We start from the raw sequence: 15,245 nt of genomic DNA on the forward strand, positions 1-15,245 counted from the left end.
ATGAGCGGGATTGATCCGAAACGTTTCGGCAAGGTGGCGGTGTTGTTCGGCGGCGAGTCCTCGGAGCGCGAGGTGTCGCTCACGTCGGGCAAGCTCGTGCTGCAGGGCCTGCGCGACGCGGGCATCGACGCGCACCCGTTCGACCCGGCCGAGCGCCCGCTGGCGGCGCTGAAGGATGAAGGGTTCGTGCGCGCGTTCAACGCACTGCACGGCGGCTACGGCGAGAACGGCCAGATCCAGGGCGCGCTCGATTTCTACGGCATTCGCTACACGGGCAGCGGCGTGCTCGGATCGGCGCTCGGCCTCGACAAGTTCCGCACGAAGCTCGTGTGGCAGCAGACGGGCGTGCCGACGCCGCCGTTCGAGACGGTGCTGCGCGGCGACGACCTCGCGGCGCGCGCGACGGACATCGTCGCGAAGCTCGGCCTGCCGCTGTTCGTGAAGCCGGCGAGCGAAGGCTCGAGCGTCGCGGTGCTGAAGGTGAAGACGGCCGACGCGCTGCCGGCCGCGCTCGCGGAAGCCGCGACGCATGACCCGATCGTGATCGTCGAGAAGAGCATCGAAGGCGGCGGCGAGTACACCGCATGCATCGCCGGCGATCTCGACCTGCCGGTGATCAAGATCGTGCCGGCCGGCGAGTTCTACGACTATCACGCGAAGTACATCGCCGACGATACGCAATACCTGATTCCGTGCGGGCTGCCCGCCGACAAGGAAGCGGAGCTCAAGCGCGTCGCGCGCCGGGCGTTCGACGTGCTCGGCTGCACCGACTGGGGCCGCGCGGATTTCATGCTCGACGCCGACGGCAACGCGTACTTCCTGGAAGTGAACACCGCACCGGGCATGACCGACCACTCGCTGCCGCCGAAGGCCGCGCGCGCGGTCGGCATCAGCTATTCGGAGCTGGTCGTGAAGGTGCTGTCGCTCACGCTCAACGACTGACGCAGGAACGGAACGACGTATGTGGAACAACGTTCGCCAACTCAACCTTGCCGCCAGCGCGCTGTACGCGTTGTTGCTGCTCGTGTTGGCGGCGGCCGGTTGCTACTGGCTGATCCAGCGCCCGACGTTCGCGCTGCGGGAAATCCGGATCGACGGCGACACCGAGCACATCAATGCGCCGACGGTGCGCGCGGGCGTGGTCGGCCGGCTGAAGGGCAATTTCTTCACGGTCGATCTCGACGCCGCGCGCACCGCGTTCGAGCAGATGCCCTGGGTGCGCCATGCGAGCGTGCGCCGGGTGTGGCCGAATGCGCTGGCTGTCACGCTCGAGGAGTACAAACCGCTCGGGACCTGGGGCAGCGACCAGCTCGTGAGCGTCGACGGCGAGCTGTTTACCGCGAACCAGGGCGAACTGGACAAGGAACTGCCGGCGTTCGATGGCCCGGAGGGCAGTGCGAAGGAAGTCGTCACGCGGTATCGCGACTTCGGGAAATGGTTTGCGCCGCTGAAGGCGGCGCCGGAAGAAGTGACGCTGTCGGCGCGGTACGCGTGGACGGTGAAGCTGTCGAACGGCATGCAGGTCGAGCTGGGCAAGGAACGCAACAGCGAGTCGCTGCATGACCGGAGCCAGCGCCTGGTCGCCGCATGGCCGGCCGTCACGGAGCGTTGGGGCAACGACATCGAGTACGCGGACCTGCGCTATCCGAATGGATTCGCGATTCGCGCGGCAGGCATGCGGTTCCTGACCGATACCGACAAGCGCAAGAAGTAACGAGAGATCACACGCAAGAGCACTTTATGAGCAAAGACTACAAGGATCTGCTGGTTTCCCTCGACATCGGCACGTCGAAGGTGGTGGCCATCGTCGCCGAGCTGAAGGGCGAGGGCCACTACGAGGTGATCGGTCTCGGCCAGAGCGAGTCGAAGGGTCTGAAGAAAGGTGTGGTGGTCAACATCGAGGCCACCGTGCAGTCGATCCAGCGCGCGCTCGAGGAAGCCGAGCTGATGGCCGACTGCAAGATCACCAACGTGTTCACGGGGATCGCGGGCAGCCACATCCGCAGCTTCAACTCGAGCGGGATGGTTGCGATCAAGGACAAGGAAGTCACGCAGACCGACGTCGCGCGCGTGATCGAGACCGCGAAGGCGATCAACATCCCGACCGACCAGCAGGTGCTGCACATCCTCACGCAGGAATTCATCATCGACGGCCAGGAAGACGTGCGCGAGCCGATCGGCATGAGCGGGATCCGGCTGGAAGTGAAGGTGCACATCGTGACGGGCGCGGTGAGTGCCGCGCAGAACATCGTCAAGTGCGTGCGCCGTTGCGGGCTCGAAGTGAACGACCTGATCCTGCAGCCGCTCGCATCGTCGCTGGCTGTGCTGACGGAAGACGAGAAGGATCTCGGCGTGGTGCTGGTCGACATCGGCGGCGGCACGACGGACATCGCGATCTTCGCCGAAGGCGCGATCCGTCACACCGCGGTGATTCCGATCGCCGGCGACCAGATCACGAGCGACATCGCGATGGCGCTGCGCACGCCGACGCCGGACGCGGAAGACATCAAGGTCGGCTACGGGATCGCGAAGCAGGCGCTCGCCGATCCGGACGAAATGGTGGAAGTACCAGGCCTCGGCGAACGCGGCCCGCGCACGCTGTCGCGCCAGGCGCTCGCAGCCGTGATCGAGCCGCGCGTCGAGGAACTGTTCTCGCTCGTGCAGCAGGTCGTGCGCGAATCCGGTTACGAAGAACTGCTGAGCTCCGGCGTGGTCATTACCGGCGGCGCCTCGATGATGCCCGGCATGGTCGAGCTCGGCGAAGACATTTTCCTGAAGCCGGTGCGCATCGGCGCGCCGGAGTATGCAGGCGGCCTTTCCGACGTCGTGCGCAACCCGCGCTACTCGACGGCGATGGGGTTGCTCGTCGAAGGCAGTGCCCAGCGCATGCGCGGCCGCAAGGTCGCCGTGCAGTCCGGCAACGCGGGACAGGTGTTCTCGCGGATGAAGGAATGGTTCCTGAGCAATTTTTGAGTATTTCCACGGCTCGGCATGCCGAGCCTGCCCCCGAGGGGGCCAAGAAAACCTGGGGCGGCCCGGCGTTTTCTCGAGGACGAACCGAATCGAAATTCGCGCTGGTGCCGGCGGCTGGCGCGCGACAGGGGGTTGCCCGATCTCCTGCCGAATAACGGCCGAGTAGCAGTCATTCTCTTGACGGAGGCAACATGGAATTCGAAATGCTGGAAACCGAGACCAACGGCACCATCATCAAGGTGGTCGGCGTTGGCGGCGCTGGCGGCAATGCCGTCCAGCACATGATCAACCGCGGCGTGCAGGGCGTCGACTTCATCGTGATGAACACGGATGCGCAGGCGCTGTCGCGTTCGCGCGCATCGTCGGTGATCCAGCTCGGCAACACGGGTCTGGGCGCTGGCGCGAAGCCGGAAATGGGCCGTGCGGCAGCGGAAGAAGCGCGTGAGCGCATCGCCGACGCACTGCGCGGCGCGCACATGGTGTTCATCACGGCCGGCATGGGCGGCGGTACGGGCACGGGCGCGGCACCGGTGGTCGCGCAGATCGCGAAGGAGATGGGCATCCTGACGGTGGGTGTCGTCAGCAAGCCGTTCGAATTCGAAGGCGGCAAGCGCATGCGCGTCGCTGAAGCCGGTTCGCAGCAACTGGAGGATCACGTCGACTCGCTGATCGTCGTCCTGAACGACAAGCTGTTCGACGTGATGGGCGACGACGCCGAGATGGACAAGTGCTTCCAGTGCGCGGACGACGTGTTGAACAACGCGGTCGCGGGCATCGCTGAAATCATCAATGTCGATGGCCTCGTGAACGTCGACTTCGAAGACGTGAAGACGGTGATGGGCGAGCAGGGCAAGGCGATGATGGGCACGGCGACGGTCGCCGGCGTCGATCGCGCGCGCCTCGCGGCGGAACAGGCCGTGGCGAGCCCGCTGCTCGAAGGCGTCGATCTGTCGGGCGCGCGCGGCGTGCTGGTCAACATCACGTCGAGCCGTTCGCTGCGCCTGTCGGAAACGCGCGAAGTGATGAACACGATCAAGAGCTACGCGGCGGAAGATGCGACGGTGATCTTCGGTGCGGTGTACGACGATGCGATGGGCGATGCACTGCGCGTGACGGTCGTGGCGACGGGTCTGGGCCGTGCGGCGAAGAAGCAGCAGTCGGCACCGATGACGCTGCTGCGTACGGGTACGGACAACCAGCCGGTCAGCGCGGTTTCGCACGGCTATGCACCGACGCATCACGTGAGCACGGCAGACTACGGCGCGCTCGATACGCCGGCGGTGTGGCGCAATTCGCGCGAAACCGCGGCATCGCACGTGCAGGCGCTGCAGGAGAAGGGGGTCGACACGTACGACATCCCGGCTTTCCTGCGCAAGCAGGCTGACTGACGCAAACACAGGCGAAGCCGCGGCGAATCTGCCGCGGTATCGCCGGCGTGACGGATGCTACGGACCACGACAGGCCGCGTCGGCTGCGACGCCGGGCCGGGAAACGTGCCCTCTCCGCACAAGCGGGGCGGGATGGGCCATGTTGTCCGCAACACGCTGAAAAACCGTATCGCTATGAGGGACCAGCCATGATTCAAGTGGGCGACGCGCTGCCCGACGCGCAACTGTTCGAGTACATCGACGACGCGCGCGAAGGGTGCACGCTGGGGCCGAACGCCTGCAGCGTGCGCGACCAGGTTGCGGGAAAGCGGGTGGTGATCTTCGGATTGCCGGGCGCTTTCACGCCGACCTGCTCGGCGCAGCATGTGCCGGGCTACGTCGAACACGCCGAGCAATTGCGCGCGGCGGGTATCGACGAGATCTGGTGCGTGTCCGTCAACGACGCATTCGTGATGGGCGCATGGGGACGTGATCTGCACACCGCGGGCAAGGTGCGCATGATGGCGGACGGTAGCGCGGCTTTCACTCATGCGCTGGGGCTGACGCAGGATTTGTCCGCGCGTGGCATGGGAATTCGTTCCCTGCGCTACGCGATGGTGATTGACGGCGGTGTGGTCAAGACGCTGGCCGTCGAGGCGCCGGGCAAATTCGAAGTGAGCGATGCGGCGAGTGTTCTCGCGACGTTGACGCCCTGATCGTGCGGTGCGCCGTTGCCTTCCGGCAACGCTGCTCACCGGCCTCAGGGCAGTTGTAACACGGGCTGATGACCGGAAACGCCTCCGTTCCGGGCATCGGCCCGTCCCGTATCGGCGCGGGTAAACAGGCGAAACAGATTGATACGCAGTTTCAAACGACGCTGAATAGGGAATTACGCTATAATCTGCCCTATCGAATATAACTCCTGATTGATATCTTCAATCACGACGAAGAACATCATGTTGAAGCAGCGCACCATCAAATCCATCGTGAAGACCGTGGGTATCGGTGTCCACTCGGGCCGCAAGATCGAGCTGACGCTCCGTCCTGCCGCGCCGGGCACGGGCATCGTCTTCTCGCGTGTCGACCTTCCCACGCCCGTCGACATTCCCGCGGCGGCGACGTCGATCGGCGATACGCGGCTCGCGTCGGTGCTGCAGAAGGATGGCGTGCGCGTGTCGACCGTCGAGCACCTGATGTCGGCGTGTGCCGGCCTCGGCATCGACAACCTCTATGTCGACGTGACAGCCGAGGAAATCCCGATCATGGACGGCAGCGCGGCGACCTTCGTGTTCCTGATCCAGTCCGCCGGGATCGAGGAGCAGAACGCGCCGAAACGCTTCGTCAAGGTGAAGAAGACGGTCGAAATCCGCGACGGCGACAAGTTCGCGCGTCTCGACCCGTACTTCGGCTTCAAGCTGAAATTCTCGATCGACTTCCGTCACCCGGCCGTCGACAAGACCGGCCAGGAACTCGAGGTCGATTTCGCGAATACGTCGTATGTGCGTGAGATCGCGCGTGCACGTACGTTCGGCTTCGCTCACGAGGCCGAGATGCTGCGCGAGATGGGTCTCGCCCGGGGCGGCAGCATGGAAAACGCAATCGTGCTCGACGAGTACCGCATCCTGAACAACGACGGGCTGCGCTACGACGACGAGTTCGTGAAGCACAAGATGCTCGACGCGATCGGCGACCTCTACGTGATCGGCCATCCGCTGCTGGCGTCGTACACGGCGTACAAGTCGGGCCACGGGCTGAACAATGCGCTGCTGCGCGAACTGCTCGCGAACGAAGATGCGTACGAGATCGTCACGTTCGATGATCCGCAAGCCGCGCCGAAGGGTTTCGCGTTCGACATGCAGACGGCCTTCGCCTGACCTGCGTTCCACGCAAATAATAAAAAAGCAGCCCTCGGGCTGCTTTTTTATTGGCCGGGCACCTGCGCGGCCGGTGGCACATGCCGTTAGCGCGGCTTCGCACCGTGCCGGGCCGCCATCCGCGCGAGCGCGGCCTGAAGCGGTGACGGTTCGAGATGGTCGGCCAGGTCGCGCAACGCCGACGCGCCGACCGACGTCATCCGCGCCTGCTTCACGTGCGGCGGCTCCGGCGCATCCTTCGGGCGCACGCGCACGCGCAGCGTCGAGACCGGCCAGCCGCGCTTTTGCAGATCGCCGAGCAGCCGCGGCTCGACCTGCCGCAGCCGCGCGGCCAGTGCGTTGTGCGCAGCAAAGAGGGTCAGGGTCCCGTCCTTCACGAAGCCGGGCTCGACGTGGTTCGCCAGGTAGTCGGGCAGGAGCGCGGCCAGATCGCGCTGCAGCGACGCGATTTGCTCGACGCCGGCGCGCAGCGCCGCGAATGCGTCGGTGCGGCCGAGTACTTCGGATACGGGTTGCGGGCGATATGCGGCGGACGGGCCGAAACGCTTGGAAAATCGGTTCATCGAGGCATTCTTCGGGCGCGCACGCGCGCGGACGTTGACGCCGATTGTACCCGCGCGGGCCCGGGCACGGGCGGCTTTCGCCCAGTGGGCCCGGCCGTCGGCGCGCAGTGTCCGTCCGGCCGAGACACGGGCGCGCGCGTCCCCGCGTGCTAAAATTCGTCGTTTGAGTCCACTAATTCGCTAAGCCGCCGAGGCTCGGGCGTCGGGGCGCGCAATACGCGCCGGGCGCCGGTGCTGCGACGCAGGATCCGATCCGATGACAACCGGTTTTCTCCAGAAAATTTTTGGCAGCCGCAACCAGCGGCTCGTCAAGCAATACCAAAAGACCGTCACGACGATCAATGCGCTCGAAACGCAGATCGAGAAGCTGACGGACGACCAGTTGCGCGGCAAGACGGACGAATTCCGCCAGCGGATCGCGGCCGGCGAGTCGCTCGACAAGCTGCTGCCCGAGGCATTCGCGGTCTGTCGCGAGGCCAGCCGTCGCGTGCTGAAGATGCGGCACTTCGACGTGCAGATGATCGGCGGCATGGTGCTGCACTACGGCAAGATCGCGGAAATGCGCACTGGCGAGGGCAAGACGCTCGTCGCGACGCTGCCCGTGTACCTGAATGCGCTGGCCGGCCGCGGCGTGCACGTGGTGACCGTCAACGATTACCTCGCGCAGCGCGACGCCGAATGGATGGCGCGCCTCTACAACTTCCTCGGTCTGTCGGTCGGCATCAACCTGTCCGGCATGGAGCACGACCAGAAGCAGCAGGCCTACGCGGCGGACATCACGTACGGCACGAACAACGAGTTCGGCTTCGACTACCTGCGCGACAACATGGTCTACGAGACCGACGCGCGCGTGCAGCGGGCACTGAACTTCGCGGTCGTCGACGAAGTGGACTCGATCCTGATCGACGAGGCACGCACGCCGCTGATCATTTCGGGTCAGGCCGAGGATCACACCGAACTGTACGTGCGGATGAACGCACTGCCGCCGCTGCTCGAGCGCCAGATCGGAGAAGAGAAGGCCGACGGCACGGGCGTCGAGAAGCCGGGCGACTACACGCTCGACGAGAAGGCGCGTCAGGTGTTCCTGACTGAATCGGGCCACGAGAAGGCGGAGCGCTTGCTCGCCGAATGGGGCCTGATCGGCGAGGGCGAGAGCCTGTACGCGCCGCAGAACATCACGCTGATGCACCACGTGTACGCGGCGCTGCGCGCCCACACGCTGTTCCACAAGGATCAGCACTACGTCGTACAGAACGGCGAGGTGGTGATCGTCGACGAATTCACGGGCCGCCTGATGGCCGGCCGCCGCTGGTCCGACGGCCTGCACCAGGCCGTCGAGGCGAAGGAACACGTGAAGATCCAGAGCGAGAACCAGACGCTCGCCTCGATCACGTTCCAGAATTACTTCCGGATGTACGCGAAGCTGGCCGGCATGACCGGCACCGCCGACACCGAAGCGTACGAATTCAACGAGATCTACGGCCTCGAGACGGTCGTGATCCCGACCAACCGTCCGCCGAAGCGGATCGACAAGCAGGACCAGATCTACAAGACGGCCAAGGAGCGCTACGACGCGGTGATCCGCGACATCCGCGATTGCTACGAACGCGGCCAGCCGGTGCTGGTCGGCACGACGTCGATCGAGAATTCCGAACTGCTGTCGCACCTGCTGAAGCAGGCCGGGTTGCCTCACGAGGTACTGAACGCGAAGCAGCACGAACGTGAAGCCGCGATTGTCGCGGAAGCCGGCCGTCCGCGCGCGATCACGATCGCGACCAACATGGCCGGCCGCGGCACCGACATCGTGCTCGGCGGCAACGTCGAGAAGCAGGCCGGCTTCATCGAAGCCGACGAAGCGATCCCGGCCGACGAAAAGGCGCGCCGTATCCAGAAGCTGCACGACGAGTGGGAAACGCTGCACGAGCAGGTGAAGGCCGCGGGCGGCCTGCACATCATCGGCACCGAGCGCCACGAGTCGCGCCGGATCGACAACCAGCTGCGCGGCCGTGCAGGCCGCCAGGGCGATCCGGGCTCGTCGCGCTTCTACCTGTCGCTCGACGACCCGCTGCTGCGCATCTTCGCGGGCGACCGCGTGCGTTCGATCATGGATCGCCTGAAGATGCCGGAAGGCGAGGCGATCGAGGCAGGCATCGTCACGCGCTCGATCGAGTCCGCGCAGCGCAAGGTCGAAGCGCGCAACTTCGACATCCGCAAGCAGCTGCTCGAATACGACGACGTGTCGAACGACCAGCGCAAGGTGATCTACCAGCAGCGTAACGAGCTGCTCGAAGCGCACGACATCACCGAGACGATCACCGCGATGCGTCATGGCGTGATTACCGAAGTCGTCCGCCAGTTCGTGCCGGAAGGCAGCATCGAGGAGCAGTGGGACGTGCCCGAGCTCGAGGAAGCGCTGCGCAACGACTGGCAGCTCGACCTCGCGATCCAGGAAATGGTGAACGAGTCGTCGTCGATCACGGCCGAGGAGATCCTCGACGCGGTGACGACGGCCGCCGACGAGCAGTACGAGGCGAAGGTCGCGATGGTCGGCCGCGAATCGTTCAGCGCGTTCGAGCGCTCGGTGATGCTGCAGACGGTCGACCGCCTGTGGCGCGAGCACCTCGCGGCGCTCGACCACCTGCGCCAAGGCATCCACCTGCGCGGCTATGCGCAGAAGAACCCGAAGCAGGAATACAAGCGCGAAGCGTTCGAGCTGTTCGCCGCGATGCTCGAGGCGATCAAGCAGGAAGTCACGCGCATCGTGATGAACGTGCAGATCCAGTCGCCGGAACAGCTCGAGCAAGCCGCCGAGCAGATCGAGGAGCGTGGCGGTCATCTCGAGAACGTCGAGTTCCAGCACGCCGATTACGCGGAAGCCGGTGCGCCGGTGGCGAACGTCGCGGCTGCCGCCGCGGCCACCGCGACGGCCGACATGATCGGCAGCGCGATGACGCACAGCGGCCCCGGCGGCGAGATGCCGAAGGTCGGCCGCAACGACCCGTGCCCGTGCGGCAGCGGCAAGAAGTACAAGCAATGTCACGGCAAGCTGTCATGATCGACGGCGGCGCGCGTCACGCGTGCCGCTTCGTTCGCAGCTTCGAGTGAGTGATGTGAGTTGCGGCGGCCCGCGCGTGCGGCCGCCGGTTCTTCCAATCGATGCCGGCGTATGCCGGCATTTTCCATCCGGCAGGTGTGCCCCATGGCTGTCAATTTTCCGTCGATCGATCCCGCCCAACTGCATCCCGTCGCCGGCGTCACGCTCGGCTGGGCGGAAGCGAACATCCGCAAGCCGAATCGCAAGGACGTGCTGGTCATCTCCGTCGACGAAGGCGCGACGGTCGCGGGCGTATTCACCGAAAACCGTTTCTGCGCAGCGCCGGTCACCGTCTGCCGCGAGCACCTGGCGAAGGTGCGGGCAGGCGGCGCGGGCATTCGCGCGCTCGTCGTGAATACGGGCAATGCGAACGCGGGCACCGGCGAGCCAGGCCTCGTGAACGCGCGCGCAACCTGCACGGAACTCGCGCGCCTCGCGGGCATCGAGCCGGCGCAGGTGCTGCCGTTCTCGACCGGCGTGATCCTCGAGCCGCTGCCGATCGATCGCCTGAAGGCCGGGTTGCCGGCTGCGCTCGCGAACCGCAAGGCCGCGAACTGGTTTGACGCCGCGCAGGCGATCATGACGACGGACACGCTGCCGAAGGCCACGTCGCGCCAGGTGACGATCGACGGCCACACGGTCACGCTGACGGGCATCAGCAAGGGCGCGGGCATGATCAAGCCGAACATGGCGACGATGCTCGGTTTCCTCGCATTCGACGCGAACGTCGCGCAGCCGGTGCTCGACACGCTCGTGAAGGAAGTGGCCGACCGCTCGTTCAACTGCATCACGATCGACGGCGATACGTCGACGAACGACTCGTTCATCCTGATCGCGTCGGGCAAGAGCACGCTGCCGGCGATCACGTCGACCGATTCGCCGGCCTATGCGGCGCTGCGCGATGCGGTGACGGAAGTCGCGCAGGTGCTGTCGCAACTGATCGTGCGCGATGGCGAAGGCGCGACGAAATTCATGACGGTGCAGGTCGAAGGCGGCAAGAGTGTCGCGGAATGCCGCCAGATTGCTTACGCAATCGGCCATTCGCCGCTGGTGAAGACGGCCTTCTACGCATCCGACCCCAACCTCGGCCGGATTCTCGCGGCGATCGGCTATGCGGGCGTCGCGGATCTCGACGTCGACAAGATCGACCTCTATCTCGACGACGTGCTCGTCGCGAAGGCGGGCGGCCGCAATCCGGCCTACCAGGAAGAGGACGGCCAGCGCGTGATGAAGCAGAGCGAAATCACGATCCGCGTGCTGCTCGGCCGCGGCGACGCGCAGGCCACCATCTGGACGTGCGACCTGTCGCACGACTACGTGAGCATCAACGCGGATTACCGCTCCTGATCGGGAGTGCCCGGACGACATGGACAAGCTTGAACAGTTTCTGACGCGCGCCGAAGCGCTGCTCGGCCGTCTCGAGGGGATGCTGCCGCCCGCGCCGGCAGCGGTCGACTGGAATGCCGCCCACGCGTTCCGCTGGCGCACGCGCCAGGGGCGCGGCTATCTGCAGCCGGTGCCGGCCGTTTCGTCGATCACGCTCGACGATCTGCACAACATCGATCGCCAGAAAGGGCTGATCGAACAGAACACGCGGCAGTTCGTGCAGCAGAAGCCGGCCAACAACGTGCTGCTGACCGGCGCGCGCGGTACCGGCAAATCGTCGCTGATCAAGGCGTGCCTGAACGCGTATGCGAAGGACGGCCTGCGCCTGATCGAAGTCGACAAGGACGACCTGCACGATCTCGGCGACATCGTCGACCTGATCTCGCAACGTCCCGAGCGCTTCATCGTGTTCTGCGACGACCTGTCGTTCGAGGAGGGCGAGTCGGGCTACAAGGCGCTGAAGGTCGCGCTCGACGGCTCGATCGCCGCGCAGTCGGACAACGTGCTGATCTACGCGACGTCGAATCGCCGCCATCTGCTGCCCGAGTACATGAGCGACAACGAGACGTACAAGCATCTCCCGGATGGCGAGATTCACCCCGGCGAGGTCGTCGAGGAAAAGATCTCGCTGTCGGAGCGCTTCGGCTTGTGGGTCAGCTTCTATCCGTTCAAGCAGGATGACTACCTCGACATCGTCGGGCACTGGCTGCGTCATTTCGGCTGCCCGGACGCGGAGATCGAATCCGCACGCGGCGACGCGCTCGTGTGGGCGCTCGAGCGCGGCTCACGGTCGGGGCGCGTCGCGTGGCAGTTTGCGCGCGACTGGTCGGGCCGCAAGGAGCAGGCATGAGCGCGGATCTCGCACAAGGCGCGGCGCGCGCGCCCGATGGCCGCAAGGTGACGGAAGTCGCGGTCGGCGTGATGGTGCAGCCGGACGGCCCGGTCGGCCGCTGCCGCTACCTGCTCGCGCAGCGGCTGCAAGGCAAGCCGTATGAAGGCTACTGGGAGTTTCCGGGCGGCAAGCTGGAAGCCGGCGAAAGCGTCGAGGATGCGCTTGCGCGCGAACTGCACGAGGAACTCGGCATCGAAGTCACGGCCAGCCATCGCTGGCACACGCTCGAGCACGATTATCCGCATGCGTACGTGCGGCTGTATTTCTGCAAGGTGACGGGCTGGACGGGCGAGCCGCACAGCAAGGAGGGGCAGGCGTTCGTGTGGCAGCAACTGCCGGTCGACGTCGCGCCGCTGCTGCCGGCCGCGCTGCCGGTGCTCGAGCTGCTCGAGAAGGAAGCCGCGTCGAACTGACGCCACGATGGCCTGCCGGAAAGGCGGGCCATATCACCAGCGGGCAGTGCCGTGCACCGCTCAGCTGTCTCGACGGTTGTCCGTGCCGTCCTCCTCCGACGAGGGGCCCTCGTCGGAGGATCCACCGATCCGGTACTTTTCCGCGGCCCATGCGCCGAGGTCGAGCTGCTTGCAGCGGGCCGAGCAGAACGGGCGGAACTGATTTTCGGGCGTCCAGCGCACTTCGGCGCCGCACGACGGGCATTTCACAACGGTAGTCATACGAAAGCGATCCGGCCCGCGGCCGTTACAGATTGCACAGTGTCAGATGGAACGGCACGTCGATGTCCACCGCGCGCGGCCGCACATCGCCGTCCTGCATGGTGAACCGTACCCACAGCATGTATTTGTTGGCGCTCGCTTCGGGAATGACGCGCAGCTCCGGCGGCACGCGCACCTGCATCAATTGGTACGTGCGGCCGGACAGCATCTGCTGGTAGCTGCCCTGCATCGCCATGACCTTCGACGCCTGGCCCGATTCGCGCGCGAGCCGCAGCACGATCGTCACGGCATCGCGCAGCGGCAGCATCGGCAGGATCCACTTCGCGATGTCCTGGCGCCGCTGCTCGGCCGGCCACTGCTGCCATGCGTAGTACGACGGCAGGTCGAACTTGCACGTGCCGCCGGGAATCACCGCACGGCTGCGGATGCTGGCGAGCCACTCGTTGTCGACGAGGTGCTGCCCGGTCTTGCCCTGCATCTGCGCGAGATTCGCGAGCGTCTGCTCGATTTCGCCGAGCACGGCTTCGAGCGCGTTCTGCTCGATGCCCGGATTGCCGCGAAAGGGGGCGAGCGTCTGGCGCTGACGTTCGAGCTCCTTCATCAGATCCGATTTCAGGTCCGCGCGGCCCGTTACCTCGGCGATTTCGAACAGCGTCGTCAGCGCGACGTGGTGTTCACGCGGGTCCTCCTGAGCCAAAAAGAACGCGAAGCGCTCGAAGAGATCTTCGAGGCGCAACAGCGTGCGAATTCGCTCGTTGAACGGATACTCGTAAAGAATCAAGCGCGCTCGCCTCTTGGGTAGGAATTGAAACAATGCAGGACATTCTAATGCTCACTCTCTACCCTAGCAACGCGCCAATTTCGTACACCATCACGATCGCGTGATGCTCAGTGCGCAGCGGCCGCGAACCCGAGATAGCGTTGGTGCAGTGCATCGACCTGCGCGGCGAGCGCATCGGGTGTCGTCGCGTCGTTGACGATCACGTCGTCGGCCGCCGCGAGACGGGCTTCGCGCGTCGCCTGTTTCGCGATGATCGCTTCGACCTGCTCGCGCGTGAAGCCGTTGCGCCGCATCACGCGTGCAATCTGCGTTTCGACCGGGCAATCGACGACGAGCACGCGATCGCCGCGCGCTTTCCAGTTGCCCGACTCGACGAGCAGCGGCACGACGAACATCACGTACGGGCCTTGCGCTTCGCGCGCTTCGCGATCGGTCTCGGCGCGGATCAGCGGGTGCGTGATCGCTTCGAGGCGCCGGCGCGCGGCGTCGTCGCTGAAAATCAGTGCGCGCATCTTCGCGCGATCGAGCGAGCCGTCGGCGGCAACGAAGCCGCGGCCGAATGCCTGTGCGATCGCGGGCATCGCGAGACCGCCCGGCGCGGTGATGCGATGGGCGATCAGATCGGTATCGACCAGCGACGCGCCGCGGGCGCCGAACAGATCGGCGACGGTCGTCTTGCCGCTGCCGATGCCGCCGGTCAGTCCGATTGCGAACATGTCAGCCTCCGAGCGCCGAATAGAAAGGGGTGCCGAAAAACAGCGTCGCGACGCCGCCTGCCGCGAGGAACGGGCCGAACGGAATCGGCTCCTCGAAGCGCATGCGGCCGCGCCAGGTCGCAATGAGCCCGACGATCGCACCCGTCACCGCAGCGAACAGCACGACCTGCGGCAATGCGGCCCAGCCCATCCATGCGCCGAGCGCGGCGAGCAGCTTCAGGTCGCCGAAACCGATGCCCTCGATGCCCCGCAGCCATTTGAACAGCCAGTAGATCGACCACAGGAACAGGTAGCCGGCCATGGCCCCGATCACGGCCGAGCGCAGCGACGTGAATGTTCCGCCGAGGTTCAGCGCGAGCCCGGCCCAGAGGAGCGGCAGCGTCATCGAGTCGGGCAGGTAGCCCGTCCGGATATCGATTGCGCTCATCGCGAGCAGCGCGGCGCACAGTGCAAACGCGGCAAGCGCGGCGACGGTCGGGCCGAATGCCGCGAGCGAGCCGGCGGCGAGCAGCGCGCACGCGAGCTCGACGAGCGGATAGCGGATGCCGATCGCGTGGCCGCAGCGCCGGCAGCGCCCGCGCAGTATCAGATAGCTGGCGAGCGGGATGTTTTCCCATGCGCGCAGCACGTGGCCGCAATGCGGGCAGGCGCTGCGCGGGCGCCACAGATCGTAACGCGGCGGGTAGCCGTCGTCGGGCGGGGCGCTCGCGTTGCCGGTCGCCTCATCGATCTCGGCCTGCCACGCGCGCTGCATCATCACGGGCAGCCGGTGCACGAGCACGTTCAGGAAGCTGCCGACGCAAAGGCCGATGGCGACCGCGAACGCATACTGCAGCGCGGGCGGCAGCATCGCCAGCGCGAGCAGCGTGCTCTCGGGCGAATCGGTAACGGCGTACAGGGGCACTGGCATCATGAGGCTCAAGGT

15 protein-coding genes are annotated in these 15,245 nt (G+C 65.8%); 10 read left to right on the forward strand and 5 right to left on the reverse strand.

Annotation, left to right across the window (positions count from 1 at the left end):
* From HWX36_RS24450 to lpxC, 6 genes are all read left to right on the forward strand, one after another.
* Window positions 1-942, forward strand: coding sequence for a D-alanine--D-alanine ligase (locus HWX36_RS24450; RefSeq protein WP_011350841.1), 942 nt, complete (start codon window positions 1-3; stop codon window positions 940-942).
* A gap of 19 nt (window positions 943-961) precedes the next feature.
* Window positions 962-1,714 (forward strand): cell division protein FtsQ/DivIB, encoded by a 753-nt coding sequence (locus HWX36_RS24455; RefSeq protein WP_175955533.1) that lies wholly within the window; start codon window positions 962-964, stop codon window positions 1,712-1,714.
* A 26-nt stretch (window positions 1,715-1,740) separates the two neighbouring features.
* Window positions 1,741-2,973 (forward strand): cell division protein FtsA, encoded by a 1,233-nt coding sequence (gene ftsA, locus HWX36_RS24460; RefSeq protein WP_006487138.1) that lies wholly within the window; start codon window positions 1,741-1,743, stop codon window positions 2,971-2,973.
* A 191-nt stretch (window positions 2,974-3,164) separates the two neighbouring features.
* Window positions 3,165-4,361 carry a cell division protein FtsZ gene (gene ftsZ, locus HWX36_RS24465; protein ID WP_011350843.1) on the forward strand — a complete coding sequence of 399 codons (1,197 nt, stop codon included), beginning with the start codon at window positions 3,165-3,167 and terminating at the stop codon, window positions 4,359-4,361.
* A 188-nt stretch (window positions 4,362-4,549) separates the two neighbouring features.
* Window positions 4,550-5,056 carry a peroxiredoxin gene (locus HWX36_RS24470; protein ID WP_175955803.1) on the forward strand — a complete coding sequence of 169 codons (507 nt, stop codon included), beginning with the start codon at window positions 4,550-4,552 and terminating at the stop codon, window positions 5,054-5,056.
* 240 nt (window positions 5,057-5,296) lie between these two features.
* Complete coding sequence (gene lpxC / locus HWX36_RS24475; protein ID WP_011350845.1) at window positions 5,297-6,214, forward strand: UDP-3-O-acyl-N-acetylglucosamine deacetylase; 918 nt, start codon at window positions 5,297-5,299, stop codon at window positions 6,212-6,214.
* A gap of 86 nt (window positions 6,215-6,300) precedes the next feature.
* Here the strand turns inward: lpxC and HWX36_RS24480 are convergent, their stop codons facing one another.
* Window positions 6,301-6,777, reverse strand: coding sequence for a DUF721 domain-containing protein (locus HWX36_RS24480; protein WP_175955535.1), 477 nt, complete (start codon window positions 6,775-6,777; stop codon window positions 6,301-6,303).
* Window positions 6,778-7,033: 256 nt separating this feature from the next.
* Here HWX36_RS24480 and secA point away from each other — a divergent pair, with 256 nt between their 5' ends.
* The 4 genes from secA (at window position 7,034) to HWX36_RS24500 (ending at window position 12,562) form a co-directional block, all read left to right on the forward strand.
* Window positions 7,034-9,832 carry a preprotein translocase subunit SecA gene (secA, locus tag HWX36_RS24485; RefSeq protein ID WP_175955545.1) on the forward strand — a complete coding sequence of 933 codons (2,799 nt, stop codon included), beginning with the start codon at window positions 7,034-7,036 and terminating at the stop codon, window positions 9,830-9,832.
* Window positions 9,833-9,976: 144 nt separating this feature from the next.
* Window positions 9,977-11,218, forward strand: coding sequence for a bifunctional glutamate N-acetyltransferase/amino-acid acetyltransferase ArgJ (gene argJ / locus HWX36_RS24490; protein ID WP_175955547.1), 1,242 nt, complete (start codon window positions 9,977-9,979; stop codon window positions 11,216-11,218).
* A 19-nt stretch (window positions 11,219-11,237) separates the two neighbouring features.
* Window positions 11,238-12,107, forward strand: a complete 870-nt coding sequence (locus HWX36_RS24495) for an ATP-binding protein (protein WP_175955549.1) — start codon at window positions 11,238-11,240, stop codon at window positions 12,105-12,107.
* On the forward strand, window positions 12,104-12,562 hold the full coding sequence (locus tag HWX36_RS24500; RefSeq protein ID WP_175955551.1) for an NUDIX domain-containing protein: 459 nt from the start codon (window positions 12,104-12,106) through the stop codon (window positions 12,560-12,562). Before HWX36_RS24495 ends, HWX36_RS24500 begins: the two co-directional genes overlap by 4 nt.
* A 60-nt stretch (window positions 12,563-12,622) precedes the next feature.
* On the opposite strand, the gene HWX36_RS24505 is transcribed toward HWX36_RS24500, so the two are convergent.
* The 4 genes from HWX36_RS24505 to HWX36_RS24520 form a co-directional block, all read right to left on the reverse strand.
* Window positions 12,623-12,823, reverse strand: a complete 201-nt coding sequence (locus HWX36_RS24505; RefSeq protein ID WP_059493383.1) for a DNA gyrase inhibitor YacG — start codon at window positions 12,821-12,823, stop codon at window positions 12,623-12,625.
* Between the two features lie 25 nt (window positions 12,824-12,848).
* The gene (gene zapD, locus HWX36_RS24510; protein WP_039353119.1) at window positions 12,849-13,604 is read right to left on the reverse strand and encodes a cell division protein ZapD; all 756 of its coding nucleotides are present in this window, start codon (window positions 13,602-13,604) and stop codon (window positions 12,849-12,851) included.
* A gap of 107 nt (window positions 13,605-13,711) precedes the next feature.
* Window positions 13,712-14,320 (reverse strand): dephospho-CoA kinase, encoded by a 609-nt coding sequence (coaE, locus tag HWX36_RS24515; RefSeq protein WP_175955553.1) that lies wholly within the window; start codon window positions 14,318-14,320, stop codon window positions 13,712-13,714.
* A gap of 1 nt (window position 14,321) precedes the next feature.
* Complete coding sequence (locus HWX36_RS24520) at window positions 14,322-15,233, reverse strand: A24 family peptidase (protein WP_175955555.1); 912 nt, start codon at window positions 15,231-15,233, stop codon at window positions 14,322-14,324.
* Window positions 15,234-15,245: the final 12 nt, after the last annotated feature.

Origin of the sequence: Burkholderia sp. BCC0405 (genome assembly GCF_902833075.1) — a bacterium.
In the GTDB taxonomy this organism is placed as follows: Bacteria; Pseudomonadota; Gammaproteobacteria; order Burkholderiales; family Burkholderiaceae; genus Burkholderia.

What these genes read in the sequence shown, in the direction of transcription:
- HWX36_RS24450 (WP_011350841.1), top strand. Translation starts at nt 1, where the DNA reads ATGAGCGGGATTGATCCGAAACGTTTCGGCAAGGTGGCGGTGTTGTTC.
- HWX36_RS24455 (WP_175955533.1), top strand. Translation starts at nt 962, where the DNA reads ATGTGGAACAACGTTCGCCAACTCAACCTTGCCGCCAGCGCGCTGTAC.
- ftsA (WP_006487138.1), top strand. Translation starts at nt 1,741, where the DNA reads ATGAGCAAAGACTACAAGGATCTGCTGGTTTCCCTCGACATCGGCACG.
- ftsZ (WP_011350843.1), top strand. Translation starts at nt 3,165, where the DNA reads ATGGAATTCGAAATGCTGGAAACCGAGACCAACGGCACCATCATCAAG.
- HWX36_RS24470 (WP_175955803.1), top strand. Translation starts at nt 4,550, where the DNA reads ATGATTCAAGTGGGCGACGCGCTGCCCGACGCGCAACTGTTCGAGTAC.
- lpxC (WP_011350845.1), top strand. Translation starts at nt 5,297, where the DNA reads ATGTTGAAGCAGCGCACCATCAAATCCATCGTGAAGACCGTGGGTATC.
- HWX36_RS24480 (WP_175955535.1), bottom strand. Translation starts at nt 6,777, where the DNA reads ATGAACCGATTTTCCAAGCGTTTCGGCCCGTCCGCCGCATATCGCCCG.
- secA (WP_175955545.1), top strand. Translation starts at nt 7,034, where the DNA reads ATGACAACCGGTTTTCTCCAGAAAATTTTTGGCAGCCGCAACCAGCGG.
- argJ (WP_175955547.1), top strand. Translation starts at nt 9,977, where the DNA reads ATGGCTGTCAATTTTCCGTCGATCGATCCCGCCCAACTGCATCCCGTC.
- HWX36_RS24495 (WP_175955549.1), top strand. Translation starts at nt 11,238, where the DNA reads ATGGACAAGCTTGAACAGTTTCTGACGCGCGCCGAAGCGCTGCTCGGC.
- HWX36_RS24500 (WP_175955551.1), top strand. Translation starts at nt 12,104, where the DNA reads ATGAGCGCGGATCTCGCACAAGGCGCGGCGCGCGCGCCCGATGGCCGC.
- HWX36_RS24505 (WP_059493383.1), bottom strand. Translation starts at nt 12,823, where the DNA reads ATGACTACCGTTGTGAAATGCCCGTCGTGCGGCGCCGAAGTGCGCTGG.
- coaE (WP_175955553.1), bottom strand. Translation starts at nt 14,320, where the DNA reads ATGTTCGCAATCGGACTGACCGGCGGCATCGGCAGCGGCAAGACGACC.
- HWX36_RS24520 (WP_175955555.1), bottom strand. Translation starts at nt 15,233, where the DNA reads ATGATGCCAGTGCCCCTGTACGCCGTTACCGATTCGCCCGAGAGCACG.